At 73.7% G+C, this 16,931-nt stretch carries 15 protein-coding genes; 5 read left to right on the forward strand and 10 right to left on the reverse strand.

Annotation, left to right across the window (positions count from 1 at the left end):
* The first annotated feature begins 150 nt into the window (after positions 1-150).
* The 3 genes from BLW14_RS05515 to BLW14_RS05525 all read left to right on the forward strand — a co-directional run bounded on the left by BLW14_RS05515 (position 151) and on the right by BLW14_RS05525 (position 1,744).
* Positions 151-741: a TetR/AcrR family transcriptional regulator gene (locus BLW14_RS05515; protein WP_093704910.1), complete on the forward strand. Its 591-nt coding sequence runs from the start codon at positions 151-153 to the stop codon at positions 739-741.
* Positions 742-890: 149 nt separating this feature from the next.
* On the forward strand, positions 891-1,283 hold the full coding sequence (locus BLW14_RS05520) for a guanyl-specific ribonuclease (protein ID WP_093704912.1): 393 nt from the start codon (positions 891-893) through the stop codon (positions 1,281-1,283).
* A 71-nt stretch (positions 1,284-1,354) separates the two neighbouring features.
* Entirely contained in the window at positions 1,355-1,744 is a 390-nt protein-coding gene (locus tag BLW14_RS05525; RefSeq protein ID WP_093704914.1) for a barstar family protein, read from the forward strand.
* 10 nt (positions 1,745-1,754) lie between these two features.
* Here the strand turns inward: BLW14_RS05525 and BLW14_RS05530 are convergent, their stop codons facing one another.
* The 9 genes from BLW14_RS05530 to BLW14_RS05570 form a co-directional block, all read right to left on the reverse strand.
* The gene (locus BLW14_RS05530) at positions 1,755-4,103 is read right to left on the reverse strand and encodes a M9 family metallopeptidase (RefSeq protein WP_093704916.1); all 2,349 of its coding nucleotides are present in this window, start codon (positions 4,101-4,103) and stop codon (positions 1,755-1,757) included.
* A gap of 236 nt (positions 4,104-4,339) precedes the next feature.
* Positions 4,340-5,041, reverse strand: coding sequence for a GntR family transcriptional regulator (locus tag BLW14_RS05535; RefSeq protein WP_093704918.1), 702 nt, complete (start codon positions 5,039-5,041; stop codon positions 4,340-4,342).
* 69 nt (positions 5,042-5,110) lie between these two features.
* Positions 5,111-6,112 carry a proline racemase family protein gene (locus BLW14_RS05540; protein ID WP_093704920.1) on the reverse strand — a complete coding sequence of 334 codons (1,002 nt, stop codon included), beginning with the start codon at positions 6,110-6,112 and terminating at the stop codon, positions 5,111-5,113.
* Positions 6,113-6,125: 13 nt separating this feature from the next.
* On the reverse strand, positions 6,126-7,028 hold the full coding sequence (locus BLW14_RS05545) for a dihydrodipicolinate synthase family protein (protein ID WP_093704922.1): 903 nt from the start codon (positions 7,026-7,028) through the stop codon (positions 6,126-6,128).
* 75 nt (positions 7,029-7,103) lie between these two features.
* On the reverse strand, positions 7,104-8,522 hold the full coding sequence (locus BLW14_RS05550; RefSeq protein ID WP_093704924.1) for an FAD/NAD(P)-dependent oxidoreductase: 1,419 nt from the start codon (positions 8,520-8,522) through the stop codon (positions 7,104-7,106).
* Positions 8,512-8,841: a (2Fe-2S)-binding protein gene (locus BLW14_RS05555; protein ID WP_093704926.1), complete on the reverse strand. Its 330-nt coding sequence runs from the start codon at positions 8,839-8,841 to the stop codon at positions 8,512-8,514. Before BLW14_RS05555 ends, BLW14_RS05550 begins: the two co-directional genes overlap by 11 nt.
* Positions 8,838-10,046 (reverse strand): NAD(P)/FAD-dependent oxidoreductase, encoded by a 1,209-nt coding sequence (locus tag BLW14_RS05560; protein ID WP_093704928.1) that lies wholly within the window; start codon positions 10,044-10,046, stop codon positions 8,838-8,840. Before BLW14_RS05560 ends, BLW14_RS05555 begins: the two co-directional genes overlap by 4 nt.
* A gap of 84 nt (positions 10,047-10,130) precedes the next feature.
* Entirely contained in the window at positions 10,131-11,873 is a 1,743-nt protein-coding gene (locus BLW14_RS05565) for a pyruvate dehydrogenase (RefSeq protein ID WP_093704930.1), read from the reverse strand.
* A 114-nt stretch (positions 11,874-11,987) separates the two neighbouring features.
* The gene (locus BLW14_RS05570) at positions 11,988-13,730 is read right to left on the reverse strand and encodes a protein phosphatase 2C domain-containing protein (protein WP_093704932.1); all 1,743 of its coding nucleotides are present in this window, start codon (positions 13,728-13,730) and stop codon (positions 11,988-11,990) included.
* A 267-nt stretch (positions 13,731-13,997) separates the two neighbouring features.
* On the opposite strand from BLW14_RS05570, the gene BLW14_RS05575 reads away from it, so the two are divergent.
* Both BLW14_RS05575 and BLW14_RS05580 read left to right on the forward strand, forming a co-directional pair.
* Positions 13,998-14,999 carry a helix-turn-helix transcriptional regulator gene (locus BLW14_RS05575; protein ID WP_093704934.1) on the forward strand — a complete coding sequence of 334 codons (1,002 nt, stop codon included), beginning with the start codon at positions 13,998-14,000 and terminating at the stop codon, positions 14,997-14,999.
* 80 nt (positions 15,000-15,079) lie between these two features.
* Entirely contained in the window at positions 15,080-15,562 is a 483-nt protein-coding gene (locus BLW14_RS05580) for a DUF456 domain-containing protein (RefSeq protein ID WP_177153901.1), read from the forward strand.
* On the opposite strand, the gene BLW14_RS05585 is transcribed toward BLW14_RS05580, so the two are convergent.
* Entirely contained in the window at positions 15,487-16,908 is a 1,422-nt protein-coding gene (locus BLW14_RS05585) for a DNA-3-methyladenine glycosylase 2 family protein (RefSeq protein WP_093704938.1), read from the reverse strand. The two genes, BLW14_RS05580 and BLW14_RS05585, sit on opposite strands and share 76 nt — an antisense overlap.
* Positions 16,909-16,931: the final 23 nt, after the last annotated feature.

Genomic DNA, 16,931 nt, shown 5'->3' on the forward strand with positions numbered 1-16,931 from the left:
TGCGGCCGCGACTTGGCACGGCAAAGGTTCAGTGTGAAGCAAAGGGGGCACCAATTGGAACAACTTCTGGAAAGATTTCCGGAACTCTCGCCAATGCTGCCCTCCGGGGCATCATGAGGAGCCATTGATTCCGGAAAGGGGGCCGCCTCGGTGAGCCCGAAGCAGCAGCGTGGTGAGGCCACGGCCGCCCAGGTGCTCGACTGCGCGCTGGAGCTGTACGCGGCCCATGGCGAGGACGGCCTGACTCTGGCCGCGATCACCTCGGCCAGCGGGGTGAGCGCGGGCAGCATCTACCACCACTTCGGCAGCCTCCAGGGCGTCACCCTCGCGCTCGCGCAGTCCTGGCTGGGCCGCCTCCTCGGCGAGGTGGTCGAGGCGATGCAACAGGTGACGGACGCGCGCGGCGGGGTGTGCGCGCTGACGGAGACGTACCTCCGCTTCGTCCAGAAGCATCCGGACGCGGCCCGGCTGATGCACTCGGTCACCGCCGACCGAGAGGCCATCACCAACGCCCGGCAACTCCGGGGCGCCCAGGAGGCCCGGATCGCCCCGCTCGCCGCCTGGCTCCACGCCCACCGGGAGTCGGGCGAGCTGGTCGCGCTGCCGCTGCCGGTCCTGGAGTCGCTGATCCTGGGACCGGTGACGAGCATCGCGCGCCGCTGGCTCGCGGTGGGGGACATCGACATCGAGGAGGCCGCCCGCACGGTCCCGTACCACATCTGGCGCTCCGTCAGCCGCTGAGCGGGCACGGACTCGCGTTCGAGCGCCGGACGCCCGTGGCACTCCGGCGGCCGCCGTAGCGGGATGTGTTCCCTCTCCACGGTTAACTCCACAAGAATTCACCCTGGTTGGCGTTGACGCGACGCTGTCTACGCGCGTCATCATGGACCATGCGAATCCCCCCACGGATCACCACGCTCGGCGGCGCGGCCGCCCTTCTGTCCGCTCTCCTCGTCGGCGGCCCCGTCACGGCGGCCGCTTCGGCGACGACCACGTCGGTCGGCAGCATCTGCTACTCGGATCTGCCGTCCCAGGCCCACGACACCCTGGACCTCATCGAGTCCGGCGGCCCGTTCCCGTACGACCAGGACGGCACCGTCTTCCAGAACCGCGAGGGCGTGCTGCCCTCGCAGAGCACCGGCTACTACCACGAGTACACCGTGATCACCCCCGGCTCCTCCACGCGCGGCGCGCGGCGCATCGTCACGGGTGAGGAGAGCCGGGAGGACTACTACACCGCCGACCACTACGAGACGTTCGACCTCGTCGACCACGACTGCTGACCACTCCCCCGGTCCGGTCCGCGCCACAGTCCCCCACCTGCGGCGCGGACCGGCGCGAGTACGCTCGCCCCATGACCGTGACCTATGTGATCGAGGGCTCCCGGATCACCGGCCCGGACAGCTTCTGGACCGTGGTCGGCGAGGCGGTGAACGGGCCCGGCGGCTACTTCGGCCGCAATCTCGACGCCTTCGCGGACTGCCTGGGCGGCGGGATGGGCACGCCGGACGACGGCGACCTCGTCTTCGAGTGGCGCGACCACGCCTTGTCCGCACGGGCGCTGGGGCACGCGGAGACCGCCCGCTACCTGGAACGGATGGCCGCCCGCGCCCATGAGAGCAACCGCGGCCGCCTGCGGGAGGAGTGTGCGCAGGCGGCGGCGGGGCGCGGTCCGACCCTCTTCGACCGGCTGGTGGAGATCATCCGGGAGCGGTCGGGGCCGGACGCGCTCAGGCTGCTCTGAGGCGGCCGGATCAGTAGCGGGTGATGACGCTCACCTGCCCGAAGTCCCGCACGCCGTACAGGCTGATGTAGTGCGCGCCGGCCGCCGGGTGCTCGACCGTGAGGGTGTGGGCGTTGCCGCTGCCAGTGGCCTTGGCCGTGTACGAACCGGTGGTCGCCCAGCCGCCGGCGCTGTAGTAGAGGTCGGCGTCGCCTGTCCCGCCGCTGGTGGTGATGGTCAGCCGGTCGGTGCCGGCGGGTATGTAGAGGTACAGGTGGGCGTAGTTGCCCCGGGTGGCGTGCTGCCCGTCCCGGGCGCAGTCCTGGCCGAGTTCGCGGGCGTCGCTGCCGGTGCACTGGGTGGCGGGCTCGGTCGGCGGGTTGGTCGTGGTGCCGCAACTGCCGGCCGCGCACGCCGTGAGCCAGGTGTTCCAGCCGGCGTCGTAGCGGCTGCCGATGGTGGAGGTGAGCAGGGTGCGGGCGCCGTTCCAGTCGCCGGCGCGGTAGAGGCCCAGCAGCTTGTCCATGTCGGCGCGGTGCGACTGGAGCATGTAACGAACAGCCAGGTAGCCCCAGTTGTAGACGCGGGTCTGGTCGGCGTTCTCGTAGGTGGTGTCGAAGAGGGTGCGCAGGGTGTAGGTGTGCGCGGCGGCCTGGGTGAGGGCGTCGTCGTAGGTGACGTCGCGGTACGAGTAGGAGACGTACTCCGCGAAGCCCTCGATCCACCAGACGGTCGGGGTGGTGACACCGGCGCCGAAGTCGCCCGCCATGTCGAACCGGCCGTCGAGGTAGTGGGTGTACTCGTGGTTGAGGTTCCAGATCTGGAAGTCCGGCCGGACCCACTCGGCCTCGTAGGCGATGAACCGCGGCTGGTTCCCGGCCGCCGACGGGTCGCCCTCCAGGTACATCCCGCCGTTGTCGGTGTCGATGCCGTAGATGGCTCCGGCGTACGTCCGGTAGTCGGTGCTGGAGTCGAAGACGACCACCTCGATGGTGGTGTTGCGGTCCCCGGCGACGGGCCCGTTGTCCCGGGCCACCTGGTGGAAGTAGGCGTCCTGCCCGCGCAGGCTGGTGCACGCCTTCGTGAGGTCGGCGGAGGACATCTGCTGGGCGAGGATGCGGATGCTGTCGCTGCACGTGTACGAGACCGGCAGGACGGCGCTCTTCAGGCGCGCTGCCAGGTCGCAGGTGCCGTACGCGGAGCAGTTCGCGCTGTCGTAGTAGTCGGCCATCTCGGCGAGGCCGACCCACAGCGGCGCGGTGGGCCCGGTGAGGGAGCTGCGGCCGAGGAGGTCGACGACCAGCGGCTTCGCCTTGGGGCGCAGCGTGTCCTCCTGGAGGAAGCGGGCCAGCTCGCGCCCCGCGTTGGAGGCCAGGTACGACTGGTCGGTGCCCAGGAGGTCCAGGTGGTCGCGGGCGAAGGCGGCGAGCGCGTCGAGCAGGCTCGGGTCGGACTCGACGACGCTGACGAACGCGGGCAGCTGGTGGCCCCGGAAGGTCACGGTGTACACGTTGTTGACCGCGTTGAGCATGTACCAGGAGCTGTTGTACGAGGAGTTGTAGCCGGCCAGCAGCCGCTTGACGACGAAGAGGTAGCGGGCGTTCTGCTCGGCGCTGTCGATGAGGGTGACGGCCTCGGCCAGGGTCTCGCCGTTGGCGTCGGTGACGTCGCGGGAGTGCGCGGAGGCGAAGAAGGCGTCCAGGCCGCCCTGGATGGCGGTGCGCAGGGCGGTGCCGTACGAGCCGACGGTGCCGGGGTCGTAGTACTGCACGTAGTACCCGGCCCGGAGGTAGAGCACCAGTTGGGGCATGCCGGTGCTGCTGTCGCCGGGGTAGGCGGCCGATCCGTCGCGCAGGGCGTTCGCGACGGTGACCATCTGCGCCTCGCGGAAGGCGAGGTAGCCGTCGTTGCCCTTGACGGAGAAGAGGGCGTTGACGCAGTCGGCGGTGGACGCCTTGATCTGCTGGACGAGGGCGCTGCCGGTGCGGCCGGTGAAGTCGCTCACCGAGCAAGCCGCGGCCCGGGCGGGGGACTTCGCCCTCATGGAGGGGGCCGGGTGGCTCGGTTCGGCAGCGCGCGGGTCGTCGTAGTCCCGTCGCAGCGCGTCCTCGGAGGCGCTGAGCGGGGCCCGGTCGGCGGGGCTCACGGCCGCGCCGCCGAGGTGGGCGGGGTCCTGCGCGGTTGCGGTGAGGGCCTGTGCGGCGGGGCCGCCGGGCCCGGGCGCCGCCTCGCCGGCCGTCCGGTGCGCGGTGGTGGCCGGGACGGCGGGCCGGAGCGCGTCCGCCCTGGCCGGGGCGGTGAGCATGCCGACGCCCAGACAGGTCGCCAGGGCCGCGGTGGCGATTGCGGTGAATCGCTGTCGGACCGTTCTCTTCTTCACGTGCCGCCTCCCAGCGGTGTGGGGACCGCGCGACGCTGCGCGGCCGTGGGGGTTGGCGCGGGTGAGGCCGGACGGGGATGAGGCCGTCCACCGGGGGTGACGGGAACGGCGCATGACATGGACACGACCTCTGCGTAGCCGTCAGTACAATGGCACATGTCACATGTCTTTAGGAAGCGGCCGTCAGAACATTCGTGCGGACGTCAACAGCCCTTGGGAGCCAGAGGGTTTGGGAACTACGCCCGACCGGCCGGGGCCTTCGCCGCATCGGTCCGGTCGTCACCGGCCCACAGGGAGCGGACGTGCGACATGTGCGCGAGCATGCAGGCCTCGGCGCCCTCCGCGTCCCCCGCGACCACCAGGTCGAGCAGCTGCACGTGCTCCTCCGCCGAAGCGGTCAACTGCCCGGAATCGGCCAGGCGGTTGAGCCCGAAGAGCCGCGAGCGCTTGCGCAGCTCGCCGACCTCCTCGACCAGCCGGCGGTTGCCCGCGAGGGCGAGCAGGGCCAGGTGGAAGCGGCGGTCCGCCTCCAGGTAGCCCAGGATGTCGTGGCGCCGGGCGGCCTCGACGATCTCCTGCGCGACGGGCCGCAGCGCCTCCAGCTCGTCCGTGAGGCCCATCCGCGCGATCCGGCCGACGGTGGGGACCTCGATCATCGCGCGCAGCTCGGTGAAGTCGTCGAGGTCCTGCTCGGTCAGTTCGGTGATGCGGAAGCCCTTGTTGCGGACGGCCTCGACCTGGCCCTCGCGCACCAGGTCGAGCATCGCCTCACGGACGGGGGTGGCGGATACGCCGAACTGGGCGGCGAGCGCGGGCGCCGAGTAGACCGTGCCGGGACTCAGTTCGCCGGAGATGAGCGCCGCCCGCAGCGCGTGCGCCACCTGGTCGCGCAGGTGCTCCTGCGCCGAGATGGCGTTCAGCGACGTGAGGCGGGCCATGTCTGTTCCTCCAGCACCGTACGGGGCCCCAGAATACAATGTGACGTTGTCCCTGAGGCGGGTGCGGGTTCACAGCAGAAACCCCTCCGGGAACGGGTCGTCGGGGTCGAGGAAGTACTGCGCGGTCCCGGTGATCCAGGCCCGTCCCGTGACCGTCGGGACGACCGCCGGCAGCGTGCCCACCGTGGTCTCACCGACCAGCCGGCCGCTGAACCGGGTGCCGATGAAGGACTCGTTGACGAAGTCCCGGTCCAGCGGGAGTTCCCCCCGGGCGTGCAGCTGGGCCATCCGCGCGGACGTGCCGGTGCCGCAGGGCGAGCGGTCGAACCAGCCGGGGTGGATGGCCATCGCGTGCCGCGAGTGCGCCGCGTCGGATCCCGGCGCGATCAACTGGACGTGCTTGAGCCCGTGGATGTCCGGGTCCAGGGGATGGACCGGCCGGTCCGTGGCGTTGACCGCGTCCATCAACGCCAGTCCCGCCGCCAGCAGTTCGTCCTTGCGCGACCGGTCGAACGGCAGGCCCAGGTCCTCCAGCCGCACCATCGCGTAGAAGTTGCCCCCGTAGGCGAGGTCGTACGGCACGTCACCGAAACCGGGGACCTTCGCGGTGAGATCCAGCCCGGCGCTGAAGGCCGGCACATTGGTGAGGGTGACGGAGGCGGCGGCCCCGTCCTCCACGCGGACGTCCACGGTGACAAGCCCGGCGGGGGTGTCCAGCCGTACGGTGGTGACCGGTTCGGTGACCGCGACCATGCCGGTCTCCACCAGTACGGTGGCCACCCCGATGGTGCCGTGCCCGCACATCGGCAGGCAGCCGGAGACCTCCATGAACAGCACCCCGAAGTCCGCGTCGGGCCTGGTCGGCGGCTGGAGGACGGCACCGCTCATCGCCGCGTGGCCGCGCGGCTCGTACATCAGCAGGGTGCGCACCGCGTCCCGGTGCGCGACGAAGTGGGCGCGGCGCTCGGCCATGGTGGCGCCGGGGAGCGTGCCGATCCCGCCGGTGATGACGCGGGTGGGCATGCCCTCGGTGTGCGAGTCGACGGCGTGGAAGACATGGCGGCTGCGCATCGTCTCTCCCCTCTCAGCCCAGGCCCTCGGCGAGCGCCTTCTCGGTGGCGGCGCGTACGGAGGCGAGGGCGTCCGCGCCGAGCGGCAGGCGGGGCGGGCGGGTCGGGCCGCCGTGCCGGCCGACGACGTCCATGGACGCCTTGATGGCCTGGACGAACTCCGGCTTGGAGTCCCAGCGCAGCAGCGGGTGCAGCCGCCGGTAGAGCGGCAGGGCCCGTTCCAGGTCGCCGGCGACGGCCGCCCGGTACAGCTCGACGCAGCCGGCCGGGAGCATGTTGGGGCAGCCGGCGATCCAGCCGACGGCCCCGGCCAGGGCGAGTTCCAGCAGGACGTCGTCGGCGCCCACGAGCAGGTCGAGCCCGGGCGCCTCCTCCGCGATCTCGTACGCCCTGCGGACGTCACCGCTGAACTCCTTGACGGCGACGATCGAACCCTCCGCGTGGAGCTGCCCGAGCAGCCGGGGCGTCAGGTCCACCTTGGTGTCGTACGGGTTGTTGTACGCCACGACGGGCAGGCCGGCCGCCGCCACCTCGGCGTAGTGGGCGCGCACGGCCGCGTCCTCGCAGAGGTAGCCGTTGGGCGGCAGCAGCAGGACGGACCCTGTCCCCGCATCGGCCGCCTCCTCGGCCCGGCGCCGGGACTGGACACTGTCGTACGAGGAGACCCCGGGCATCACCCTGTCCCCGTCCCCGGCCGCCTCGACGGCGACGCGCACGACGTCCTGCCGTTCCCGGTCGGTGAGGGTCTGGTACTCCCCCAGCGAGCCGTTGGGCACCACGCCGTCGCAGCCCGCGGCGATGAGGTCTCGGACGTGGGCTGCGTACGCGTCGAAGTCGATGGACCGGTCCTCGCGCAGGGTGAGCGGGGTGGCGACCATGACGCCCCGCCAGGGGGCGCGGGTGGGCTCGGCTGTCATACGGGCTCCTTCGAAGTAGGTGCGGGTACGGGCGGCCCAGGCGTCCTCGGACCGGACGGCGCCGGGTACGTGGGCTCACGCGTCCTCGGACCGGACGGCCCGGGCGAGCGTGGAGAGCGGGACCGGGCAGGCGAGCGGGCGCCGGTCGGGTGGCGTGTCGGCCGCCGGGCCGGCGAGGGTCCGGACGGCGAAGCCGCAGGTACGTCCCTGGCACCAGCCCATACCGGCCCGGGTGAGGAGCTTGGCCGTACGGCTGTCCCCGGCGCCCAGCTCGTCGACGGCGGTACGGATCGCCCCGGCGGTGACCTCCTCGCACCGGCAGACCTCGGTGTCGGGGGCGAGCCACTCGGGCCACCCCGGTCCGGGCCGGTGCACGGCCCCCATCAGCGCGGCGAACCCACGCATCCGGCGCCGGTGCCGGCGCAGCGCCGCCACGCGGGCCGGGGCCCGTCCGCCGCGTGCGTCGGCGATCACCGACAACGCGGCCGACTCCCCTTCGGCCAGGGCGAGCCGTACCCCGCCGATGCCGCCGGTCTCGCCGGCGGCCCAGACGCCGGGCACGGTGGTGCGCAGGTCCTCGTCGAGCCGCAGCACGGCCGAACCGTCGGCGTCGGTCCGGGTGGCGCAGCCGAGTCCGAGGGCGAGGTCCAGTTGCGGGACGAGGCCGTGGCCGACGGCGAGCGCGTCGCAGTCGATGCGCCGTCCGGTCCCCGGGACGGGCCGCCAGGCGCGGTCGAGCCGGCTGACCGTGACCCCCTCCACGCGCTGGGTGCCGTGGACGGCGGTGACGGCTCGGTGCGTGAGCATCCGCACCCCGAACCGGGCCAGCCCGGCCCGGTGGCGTGCGCCCTCGGCGAGGCGGTCCGGGTTCGCGGCCAGGATCAGGGGTGCGCGGCCGTACGCCCGGTAGCCGGCGGCCTCGACCAGCGCGGGCACCTGCGCCCCGGCGCGGGCCAGGGTGAGGGCGACCGCCTGGAGCAGCGGCCCGCTCCCGGCGACGACGACGCGCCGTCCGGGCAGCACGAGCCCGGACTTGAGCATGGCCTGCGCCCCGGCCGCGCCGACCACGCCGGGCAGCGTCCAGCCGGGGAAGGGCAGTTGGCGCTCGACGGCCCCGGTCGCGAGGACGAGGCGGCGGGCGCGCAGGGTGACGCCTTCGCGGCCGTCGGGTCCGGTGAGCGCGTGCAGGACGCGGTCATCGCCGGTCCGCGTCGCCGCCCAGACCTGGTGGCCGGTGAGGTGGCGCAGGCGCCCGGCGTCGCGGTGCCGGGCGAGGCGGGCGGTGAGCGCGGTGAAGGTGGACCAGCCGTGGTGCAGGGCCTCCGGGCGGATGGCACCGAGGCCGGGGGCGGGCGCGCGGTAGTACTGACCGCCGGGGGCGTCGGCCGCGTCGACGAGCAGCACGTCGAGCCCGGCGTCGGCGGCGGTGACGGCTGCGGCGAGCCCGGCGGGCCCCGCGCCCACCACGGCGACGTCCCCGTGGTCAGACGGCATGTCCGTTCCCCTCCTGGGTCGTGACGGCGTCGCCGGGGCGGGCGGGCAGCAGGCAGGCGCGCAGATTGGGCCGGCCGTTGACCATGGCCAGGCACTCGAAGCAGGAGCCGATCCCGCAGAACGCCCCCCTGGGCCGGCTGCCCACCCGCGTGGTGCGCCAGCTGAGGACGGAGGCGGCCCACAGCGCGGCCGCGATGCTCTGCCCCGGCAGCGCGCGCACCGGGTGCCCGTCGAAGGTGAACTCGAACCCGGGTCCGGGCTCGGCACCGGCCAGGGCGGCCGGCGTACGTGCGGGGTCGCGTCGGCGTACTCGTCTCACCTGGGCTCCTGTCTCGTGGGGCGGGCGGGGTGCTGGCGGGGTTGCTGCCCGGTGCCCGCCCCGAAGCGGTCCGGCCTGAACGGCTCGGCGTCCAGCGGCGGTTGTTCGCCCCGGATCGCCGCCGTGACCAGGGCCGCCGTCGCCGGAGCCAGGCCGATGCCCGCGCCCTCGTGGCCGCAGGCGTGGAAGAGGCCGGAGACCCGGCGGTCCGGGCCGATGGCGGGAAGATGGTCGGGCAGGTACGGGCGGAAGCCGTGGTAGGCGCGCATCACCCGTGCGCTGCCGAGGACCGGGAACAGCGCGGCCGCCGCGTCGGCCAGCCTGCTGATCACCGGCACGGACAGGGTGCGGTCGAAGCCGACGCGTTCGCGGCTGGCGCCGATGAGGACGGGCCCGGCGGGGGTGCCCTCCACGACCGGTGACGTCTGGAGGGCGGCCGACGCGCTGGAGACGTCGGCCACGTACTCGGCGGCGTACACCTTGTGCCGGATCAGCGGCGGCAGCGGTTCGGTGACGAGGACGAACCCGCGCCGGGGCAGGACGGGCAGCTCCACCCCGGCGAGCGCGGCGAACTCCCCGCCGCCTACGCCCGTCGCGTTGACCACGGCCGGGGCGAGCAGGTCGCCCGCCGGGGTGCGGACGCCGCGCACCGCGCCCGTGGGGCCGGTGAGCACGGCGGTGACCGGCTCGCCGAGGTGCGGGCTCGCCCCGGCGTCCCGGGCGGCTCGGATCAAGTGGGCTGCCGCGAGGGCGGGTTGGACCTGCGCGTCCTCGGGGTAGAGGACACCGCCCGTCAGGCCGGGGGCCAGGTGCGGTTCCAGGTCGGGCAGTTCGTCCGGGGCGACGGCGGTGGTGCGTACCCCTGACGCGGACTGACCGGCGGCGGTCGCGGTCAGGGTGGCGAGGGATGCTCCGTCCGCCGCGACGACCAGGCCGCCCTTCTGCTCGTACTCGACCGCCCTGGGCAGGACTTCGGACAGCTCGCGCCAGAGGGAGGCGGAGAGCAGCGCCAGGTCGAGTTCCGGTCCGGGCGGCTTGTCGGAGACCAGGAGGTTCCCCTCCCCCGCCCCCGTGGTGCCGCCGGCGACCGGCCCGCCGTCCACCACCGCGACCGAGAGCCCGGACCGGGTGGCGTAGTACGCGCAGGCGGCGCCGACGACACCGGCTCCGACGACGACAACATCCAGAGGCTGTCTCGTGAACACGCCAGTAATATGTCACATGGCTCTGAGGGTGCCAAGGGGACGCCGAAGGAGCGCTTATGACGTGATGTCAGACGAGCATCCGGCTCAAGGACGCGGCACGTTGCGGAGGTTGGAGCGGGCCATCTGGAGCATCCGGCCCACTCCGCCGTCGAGCACGATCTTGCTGGCGGACAGGGCGAAGCCGGTCACCATGTCCGCGCTGATCTTCGGCGGGATGGAGAGCGCGTTGGGGTCGGTGACCACGTCGACGAGCGCGGGGCCCTTGTGCTTGAACGCGTCCTTGAGGGCGCTCGCCAGCTCCTTGGGCTTCTCGACGCGGACGCCGTACGCCCCCGACGCGCGCGCCACGGCGGCGAAGTCCGGGTTCTTGTAGGTCGTCCCGAACGACGGCAGCCCGCCGACCAGCATCTCCAGTTCGACCATGCCCAGCGAGGAGTTGTTGAACAGGACGACCTTGACCGGCAGGTTGTACTGCACCAGGGTCAGGAAGTCGCCCATCAGCATGGTGAACCCGCCGTCGCCCGACATCGAGACGACCTGCCGGTTGCGGTCGGTGAACTGTGCTCCGATGGCCTGCGGCAGCGCGTTGGCCATCGAGCCGTGGCTGAACGAACCGATCACCCGCCGCTTGCCGTTGGGCGTCAGATAGCGGGCCGCCCAGACGTTGCACATGCCGGTGTCGACGGTGAACACCGCGTCGTCGTCGGCGATCTCGTCCAGCACCGAGGCCACGTACTCGGGGTGGATCGGGACGTGCTTCTCGACCTTGCGGGTGTACGCCTTGACCACACCCTCCAGCGCGTCGGCGTGCTTCTTGAGCATCCGGTCGAGGAACTTGCGGTCGCTCTTCGCCTTCACCCGGGGCGTGAGGCAGCGCAGCGTCTCGCGCACATCGCCCCAGACGGCCAGGTCCAACTTGGTGCGCCGGCCAAGGTGTTCGGGCCGCACGTCGACCTGCACGATCTTCACGTCGTCGGGCAGGAAGGCGTTGTACGGGAAGTCCGTGCCGAGCAGGATCAGCAGATCGCACTCGTGGGTGGCCTCGTAGGCGGCGCCGTAGCCGAGCAGCCCGCTCATGCCGACGTCGAACGGGTTGTCGTACTGGATCCACTCCTTGCCGCGCAGGGCGTGCCCCACCGGGGCCTTCACCCGCTCGGCGAACTCCATCACCTCGGCGTGTGCGCCCGCCGTGCCGCTGCCGCAGAACAGCGTCACCCGTTTGGCCTCGTCGACCATCCGGCAGAGCTTCTCGATCTCGCCGTCGCCCGGCCTCACGGTGGGCCGCGAGGTGACCAGGGCGTGTTCGGCGGACCGCTCGGGCGCGGGCTGCCCGGCGATGTCACCCGGCATGGTGACGACGCTGACGCCGCCCTGGCCGACCGCGTGCTGGATGGCGGTCTGCAGCAGCCTCGGCATCTGCTGCGGGTTGGAGATCATCTCGTTGTAGTGGCTGCACTCCTGGAAGAGCAGCTCCGGGTGGGTTGCCTGGAAGTAGTTGAGGCCGATCTCGCTGGACGGGATGTGCGAGGCCAGCGCGAGCACCGGTGCCATCGAACGGTGGGCGTCGTACAGGCCGTTGATGAGGTGCAGGTTGCCCGGGCCGCACGACCCTGCGCAGGCCGCCAGGTCCCCGGTGATCTGTGCCTCCGCGCCGGCCGCGAACGCCGCCGTCTCCTCGTGCCTGACCTGGATCCACTCCATGTCCGAGCGCCGTCGCACGGCGTCGACGACCGGGTTGAGACTGTCCCCGACGACGCCGTACAGGCGCTTGACGCCCGCCCGGGCGAGGATGTCGACGAACTGCTCCGACACGTTCTGCTTGGCCATGGGTGACGCACTCCCTCTGCCTGGGCTCCGTGCACGTTCGGCTGTCCGGGACGCGGGGCGCCAAACCCCGGCCCGGACGGGTGTCCGGAGTCCATCAACCCACGGCCTGCGCCGTTACGCCTCCCAGACGGCGACCGCCGTCCGGTCGTCGGCGTACCCCTTCACCCGGATCTGGGTGTCCGCGAGGAACGCCCCGAGACCCGGCGCCTCCACCGGCGACCAGCGCGCGGCCAGCTCGGCGGCCAGTTCCGGTTCCCCGCGCAGCGGGTCGGCGAGACCCGCGCCGCACAGCAGCAGGGTGTCCCCCGACCGGGCGACGGAGGCCCGGAAGCGGAACGGTTCCGCAGGGGGCGGGAGCGGGTCCTCGACGAACGGGGCCGGGCCGGTGACGATGTCCAGGTCCATGGTCAGCCGGTCGCCGCCGGGCCCGCTCTCCGGCGTGGAACCGAAGCCGACCACAGGCTCGCCGCTGAGCGCGGCAGGGGGCGGCAGCGCTGGTTCGAGGTCGTGCCAGCTGCCGTCCCGGAGCCGGAAGAGTCCGCCGCCGCCGATGCCGAAGAAGACCCGGGTGCGGCAGTCGGGGTCCGCGGACAGCAGCAGACAGCGCAGGCTCGCGGTGTACGCGTCCGGTTCGACGCCGAGTTCGGCGGCGCGGGCGCGCAGCTTGCCGAAGGCCCGGTCGGTGAGCCGGTGCAGCCCGGACTTGAGGTCGGCGCGGCGGCCCGCCCTTATGTCGTCGGAGAGCCGGGCGTGGCTGCGTCCGACGGCCTCGCCGATCCAGCGGCAGGCGTCCGCCGACGCGCTGTGCGCCCCCTCCGCACCCCGGGACGCGCCCGCGACGGCCACCAGCACCAGAGCGCCGTCGCCGCTGCCGAAACGTGCCGTCAGCAGCGCGTCGTGGCGCGGCTCGCCCCGGAACCGGGCGGAGTCCCCGCGTACCGAAGCGGCGCGCAGGGTGTACGTCCCGTAGGTGGCGCCGTCCAGCACGGTGTCCGGGACGAGGCGGTCGAGCTCGTACGGGTCGGTGGCGGGCAGCGCCGTGGGCTCGGCGTCGTAGGTGGGCGGCCGGGTCCCCACATGGGCGACCGGCGGCCGGGGCGCGGGGGCGGCCATGGGCCGCTCCTCGCCGGGCCCCTGTTCTTCCGCGCCCGGCCGCCCGGTGACGGGCCGCCTGGGCAGCGGGGGCGCGTCCGGAGCCGCGCCGTCGAGACGCGGATCGGCGGGGGCGGGCGGCTCGGGGTCCGGCGGCGGAGGCTCGGGAGCCGGCGGCCCCGGAAACGTACGCGGCTGCACCGGCCCGGTCACCGGCTCCCAGGGCGCGGGGACCGCCGCGCCGGGCGCCCTCCCCCACGGAGCCCCCGACACGGCACCGGCCGACGCCCCCGGCGCGCGAACACCAGCCTCCTCCGAGCCACGCGCACCGCCTGCGGCCGGCTCCCACGCGTCACGCGCACCGGCGCGAGGCGCGGTGTCCGGTGGCTCCGATTCCCACCAGGCGCGCCCAGCGGCGCCGGGCGCGGCGTCCGGCCCGGCATCCGCCTGCGGTTCCCACGGATCGCGGGCCTCGGCCCCCGGCCCGGCGGGGGCGTCGGCCGGCGACGCCTCCGGCTCCGCATCCGCCGTCCGGGTGTCGGCACCTGGTGGCGCCTCCCGCGCCTCCCACGGCTCCCGCGCCTCCGGTACCTGAACCCCGTGCACCCCGTCCGTCTCGGACGCCACCGTTCCGGACGCCGAGTCGAAGCGGTCGTCCAGACTGTCGGCGGCCTGGGTCGCCCCCGTGTCCGGGGCGGGATCGTCGTACAGCCTGCGCCACCAGTCGTCCTCGTGGGCCGCCGGTTTCTCCCCCTGCTGACTCATGTCCTTATTGTCGACCGCCGGGGGCGTACGAAAACGGGCATCCGGAAAATGGGTCCGCCGGGCGACCCCACCCCCCACGGGAAGGACGCCCGGCGGACCGGTCGGTGAGCCCGCGTCGGCGCGGTGGCCGGTGCGGGCTGTGCCGACACATTGGCAGAGTGGCGCACGGTACGGCGATGATGTGCCGTGGCGAGATTACGCCGTGGCGACTTTTCGCCACGGCGGATGCGCCGGCACGCGTACGCACAGCTCGGGGAGGGGTCGGGGATGCTGGGAGCCATAGGTCTCGATGAGAGGCAGGAGTCGGCCTACCGCGCGCTCGTGGCGCTGGGGGCCGCCGAACTGTCCGATCTCTCGCACCGGCTGGCCCTTCCCGAACGGGACACCGAGCGCGCCCTGCGCCGGCTGGAACAGCACGGCCTGGCCGCCCAGTCCTCCGCCCGCACCGGCCGCTGGGTCGCCGCGCCGCCCGGAGTCGCGCTCGGGGCCCTGCTCACCCAGCAGCGCCACCAGCTGGAGCAGGCCGAGCTGGCGGCGGTGCTGCTGGCCGAGGAGTACCGGGCGGACGCCGCCGAACCGGCCGTCCACGACCTGGTCGAGGTCGTCACCGGGGCGAGCGCGGTCGCCCACCGCTTCCACCAGCTCCAGCTGGGGGCGACGAGCGAGGTGTGCGCGCTCGTCACCGGCAAGCCGATCGCGGTCAGCGGCCTGGAGAACGAGTCGGAGGAGGAGGCCGCGACGCGCGGGGTGTCGTTCCGCGTGGTCATCGAGCGCGAGGTGCTGGGCCTGGAGTCCGGGATCATGGAGCTCTCGGCCGCGCTCAGCCGCAACGAGCACTGCCGGGTCGTCGAGCGGGTCCCCACGAAGCTGGTGATCGCCGACAGGGCGCTGGCGATGGTTCCGCTGACCGGCCGGGGCGCCGAGCCCGCCGCTCTGGTCGTGCACGGCTCGGGCCTGCTGGAGTCGCTGACCGGGCTCTTCGAGGCGGTGTGGCGCGAGGCGATGCCGCTGCGGCTCGGGGAGAGCGGCGCGGTTCTGGAGGAGCCGGGCGGCCCGGACCCGACGGACCTGGAGATCCTCTCGCTGCTGCTGGCCGGGCTGACCGACGCGAGCGTCGCCAAGCAGCTGGACGTGGGGCTGCGGACCGTACAGCGCCGGGTCAAGGGCCTGATGGAGCTCACCGGGGTCTCCACCCGGCTCCAGCTCGGCTGGCATGCCTACGAACGGGGCTGGGTGGCCCGCGAACCCCGCCCGCGCCCGCCGGCGTAACCACCTCTGAGCTGCGCCGACGGCCGTCCGGCCCGGAGTGCGAACGGGCGGGGCCCGTCGGATTCCGGCACGCTGGGCAGATGAGTGTGTGGCAGCTCGTCGCCGTCGGCCTGGTCATGCTGCTCGGGCTGATCGGTGTCCTGGTGCCGGGCGTGCCGGGGCAGGCGATCGTCTGGGCCGCCGTCCTGTGGTGGGCGCTCACCGACATGACCCCGGCCGCCTGGGGGGTGCTGATCGGTGCCACGGCGCTGCTCCTGCTGAACCAGGCGCTCAAACCGCTCCTGCCGCCGCGCCGGCCCCGCGAGTCGGGGGCCCCGCGCCGGACACTGCTGCTGGGCGGCCTCGGTGCGATCGCCGGCTTCTTCGTCGTGCCCGTCGTCGGGGCGGTCGCCGGGTACGTCGGGGTGATCTACGGGGCGGAGCGGCTGCGCCTCGGCAGCCGGGGCGCGGGCTGGGCCTCGGTCCGCTCCGTGATGCGGGCGACCGGCTACTCGGTGCTCGGCGAGCTGTTCGCGTGCCTGCTGGTCACGGGCGCGTGGCTGGGTGCGCTGGTCTGGGGCTGAGCCCGTGCCCTGCGCACCCCGTACGAGCGCCACGGGCGCCAGTGGGCGGCGCCCGGCATCCCGTACGGGTCCGTGTCCGGGTCGCCCAGGGCCCGCGTCCGGATCAGGGCGGCGGTGGCGGGGCCGATGCCGGGCAGCCGGCGCAGCGCCTGCTCGGCCTCGTCCCGGTCGGCGCCCGCGTCCAGCCGCACGGTGCCGTCGGCGAGCGCCGTCGCGAGCGCCCGCAGAGCCGGGTCGGCGGCCGCTTCGGCGAGCACGGCCGGCTCGGGGAAGACATGGGTCAGCCCGCCGCACGGCACGTCCAGCACCTTGCCGTACGCCTCGACGAGCTCCCCTGCCGCGGGGTCGCCCACCAGCGCCCGTACGGCGAACTCCTCCGCGTCCGCCGCGCCCGGCGAGCGCACCCCCGGCCGGGCCGCGACGTCCGGGGCGAGCCGCGGATCGGCGGCCAGCAGTTCGTCGACGGCGTACGGGTCGGCGTCCAGGTCGAAGAGGCGGCGCAGCCGCTGCACCGCCGTGGTCAGGTCGCGCAGATCGGTGAGGTGGATGCGGGCCTCCAGCCAGCGCCCGGTGGACCGCTCGTCCACGGCGGCGACGCCGGTGCCGTACGGGAGGCGCAGCGTGCGCCGGTACGTGCGGCGGCCGGGCTCCCCACTGACCTCCTCGACCCGGGCGACCGTACCGGCGGCGAGCAGGTCGAAGACGTCCCGGGCCGCGTACGGTCCCCGGTGGGCGAGCCGGAGCGGGATGCCGGTGGTGCGGGCCTCGCGGACCGCGGCGCCCAGTCCTGTTCCGGCCTCGGCGCGCAGGGCGCTCGGCGTGCGGGCGTAGATCTGCCGGACCGTGTCGTTGAACTGCCGCAGACTGCCGAACCCGGCCGCGAAGGCGATCTCGGTGACGGGCAGGGCGGTGGTCTGGAGGAGGACCCGGGCGGTGTGGGCGCGCTGGGCGCGGGCCAGGGCGACGGGTCCGGCGCCGAGTTCCGCGGTGAGCTGGCGCTGCACCTGGCGGGAGCTGTAGCCGAGCCGGTGGGCGAGCCCGGGGACGCCCTCCCGGTCCACCACGCCGTCGCCGATCATGCGCATGGCTCGCCCGACGACGTCCGCCCGGACGTTCCACTCGGCGGAGCCGGGGACGGCGTCCGGGCGGCAGCGGCGGCAGGCCCGGAAGCCGTTGCCCTGGGCGGCCGCCGCGGTCGGGTAGAAGCGGACGTTCTTCCGCTTCGGGGTGACGGCGGGGCAGCTCGGCCGGCAGTAGATGCCGGTCGTCTCGACGGCGAAGAAGAACTCGCCGTCGAAACGGGCGTCGCGGCTGCTCACCGCCTCGTACCTGGTCTCTTCGTCCATCACACCGTCCAGTGTGCGCCCCG

This window comes from Streptomyces sp. 2131.1, from assembly GCF_900105515.1.
Taxonomy (GTDB): domain Bacteria; phylum Actinomycetota; class Actinomycetes; order Streptomycetales; family Streptomycetaceae; genus Streptomyces; species Streptomyces drozdowiczii.

What these genes read in the sequence shown, in the direction of transcription:
- BLW14_RS05520 (WP_093704912.1), top strand. Translation starts at nt 891, where the DNA reads ATGCGAATCCCCCCACGGATCACCACGCTCGGCGGCGCGGCCGCCCTT.
- BLW14_RS05525 (WP_093704914.1), top strand. Translation starts at nt 1,355, where the DNA reads ATGACCGTGACCTATGTGATCGAGGGCTCCCGGATCACCGGCCCGGAC.
- BLW14_RS05535 (WP_093704918.1), bottom strand. Translation starts at nt 5,041, where the DNA reads ATGGCCCGCCTCACGTCGCTGAACGCCATCTCGGCGCAGGAGCACCTG.
- BLW14_RS05540 (WP_093704920.1), bottom strand. Translation starts at nt 6,112, where the DNA reads ATGCGCAGCCGCCATGTCTTCCACGCCGTCGACTCGCACACCGAGGGC.
- BLW14_RS05545 (WP_093704922.1), bottom strand. Translation starts at nt 7,028, where the DNA reads ATGACAGCCGAGCCCACCCGCGCCCCCTGGCGGGGCGTCATGGTCGCC.
- BLW14_RS05550 (WP_093704924.1), bottom strand. Translation starts at nt 8,522, where the DNA reads ATGCCGTCTGACCACGGGGACGTCGCCGTGGTGGGCGCGGGGCCCGCC.
- BLW14_RS05565 (WP_093704930.1), bottom strand. Translation starts at nt 11,873, where the DNA reads ATGGCCAAGCAGAACGTGTCGGAGCAGTTCGTCGACATCCTCGCCCGG.
- BLW14_RS05570 (WP_093704932.1), bottom strand. Translation starts at nt 13,730, where the DNA reads ATGAGTCAGCAGGGGGAGAAACCGGCGGCCCACGAGGACGACTGGTGG.
- BLW14_RS05575 (WP_093704934.1), top strand. Translation starts at nt 13,998, where the DNA reads ATGCTGGGAGCCATAGGTCTCGATGAGAGGCAGGAGTCGGCCTACCGC.
- BLW14_RS05580 (WP_177153901.1), top strand. Translation starts at nt 15,080, where the DNA reads ATGAGTGTGTGGCAGCTCGTCGCCGTCGGCCTGGTCATGCTGCTCGGG.
- BLW14_RS05585 (WP_093704938.1), bottom strand. Translation starts at nt 16,908, where the DNA reads ATGGACGAAGAGACCAGGTACGAGGCGGTGAGCAGCCGCGACGCCCGT.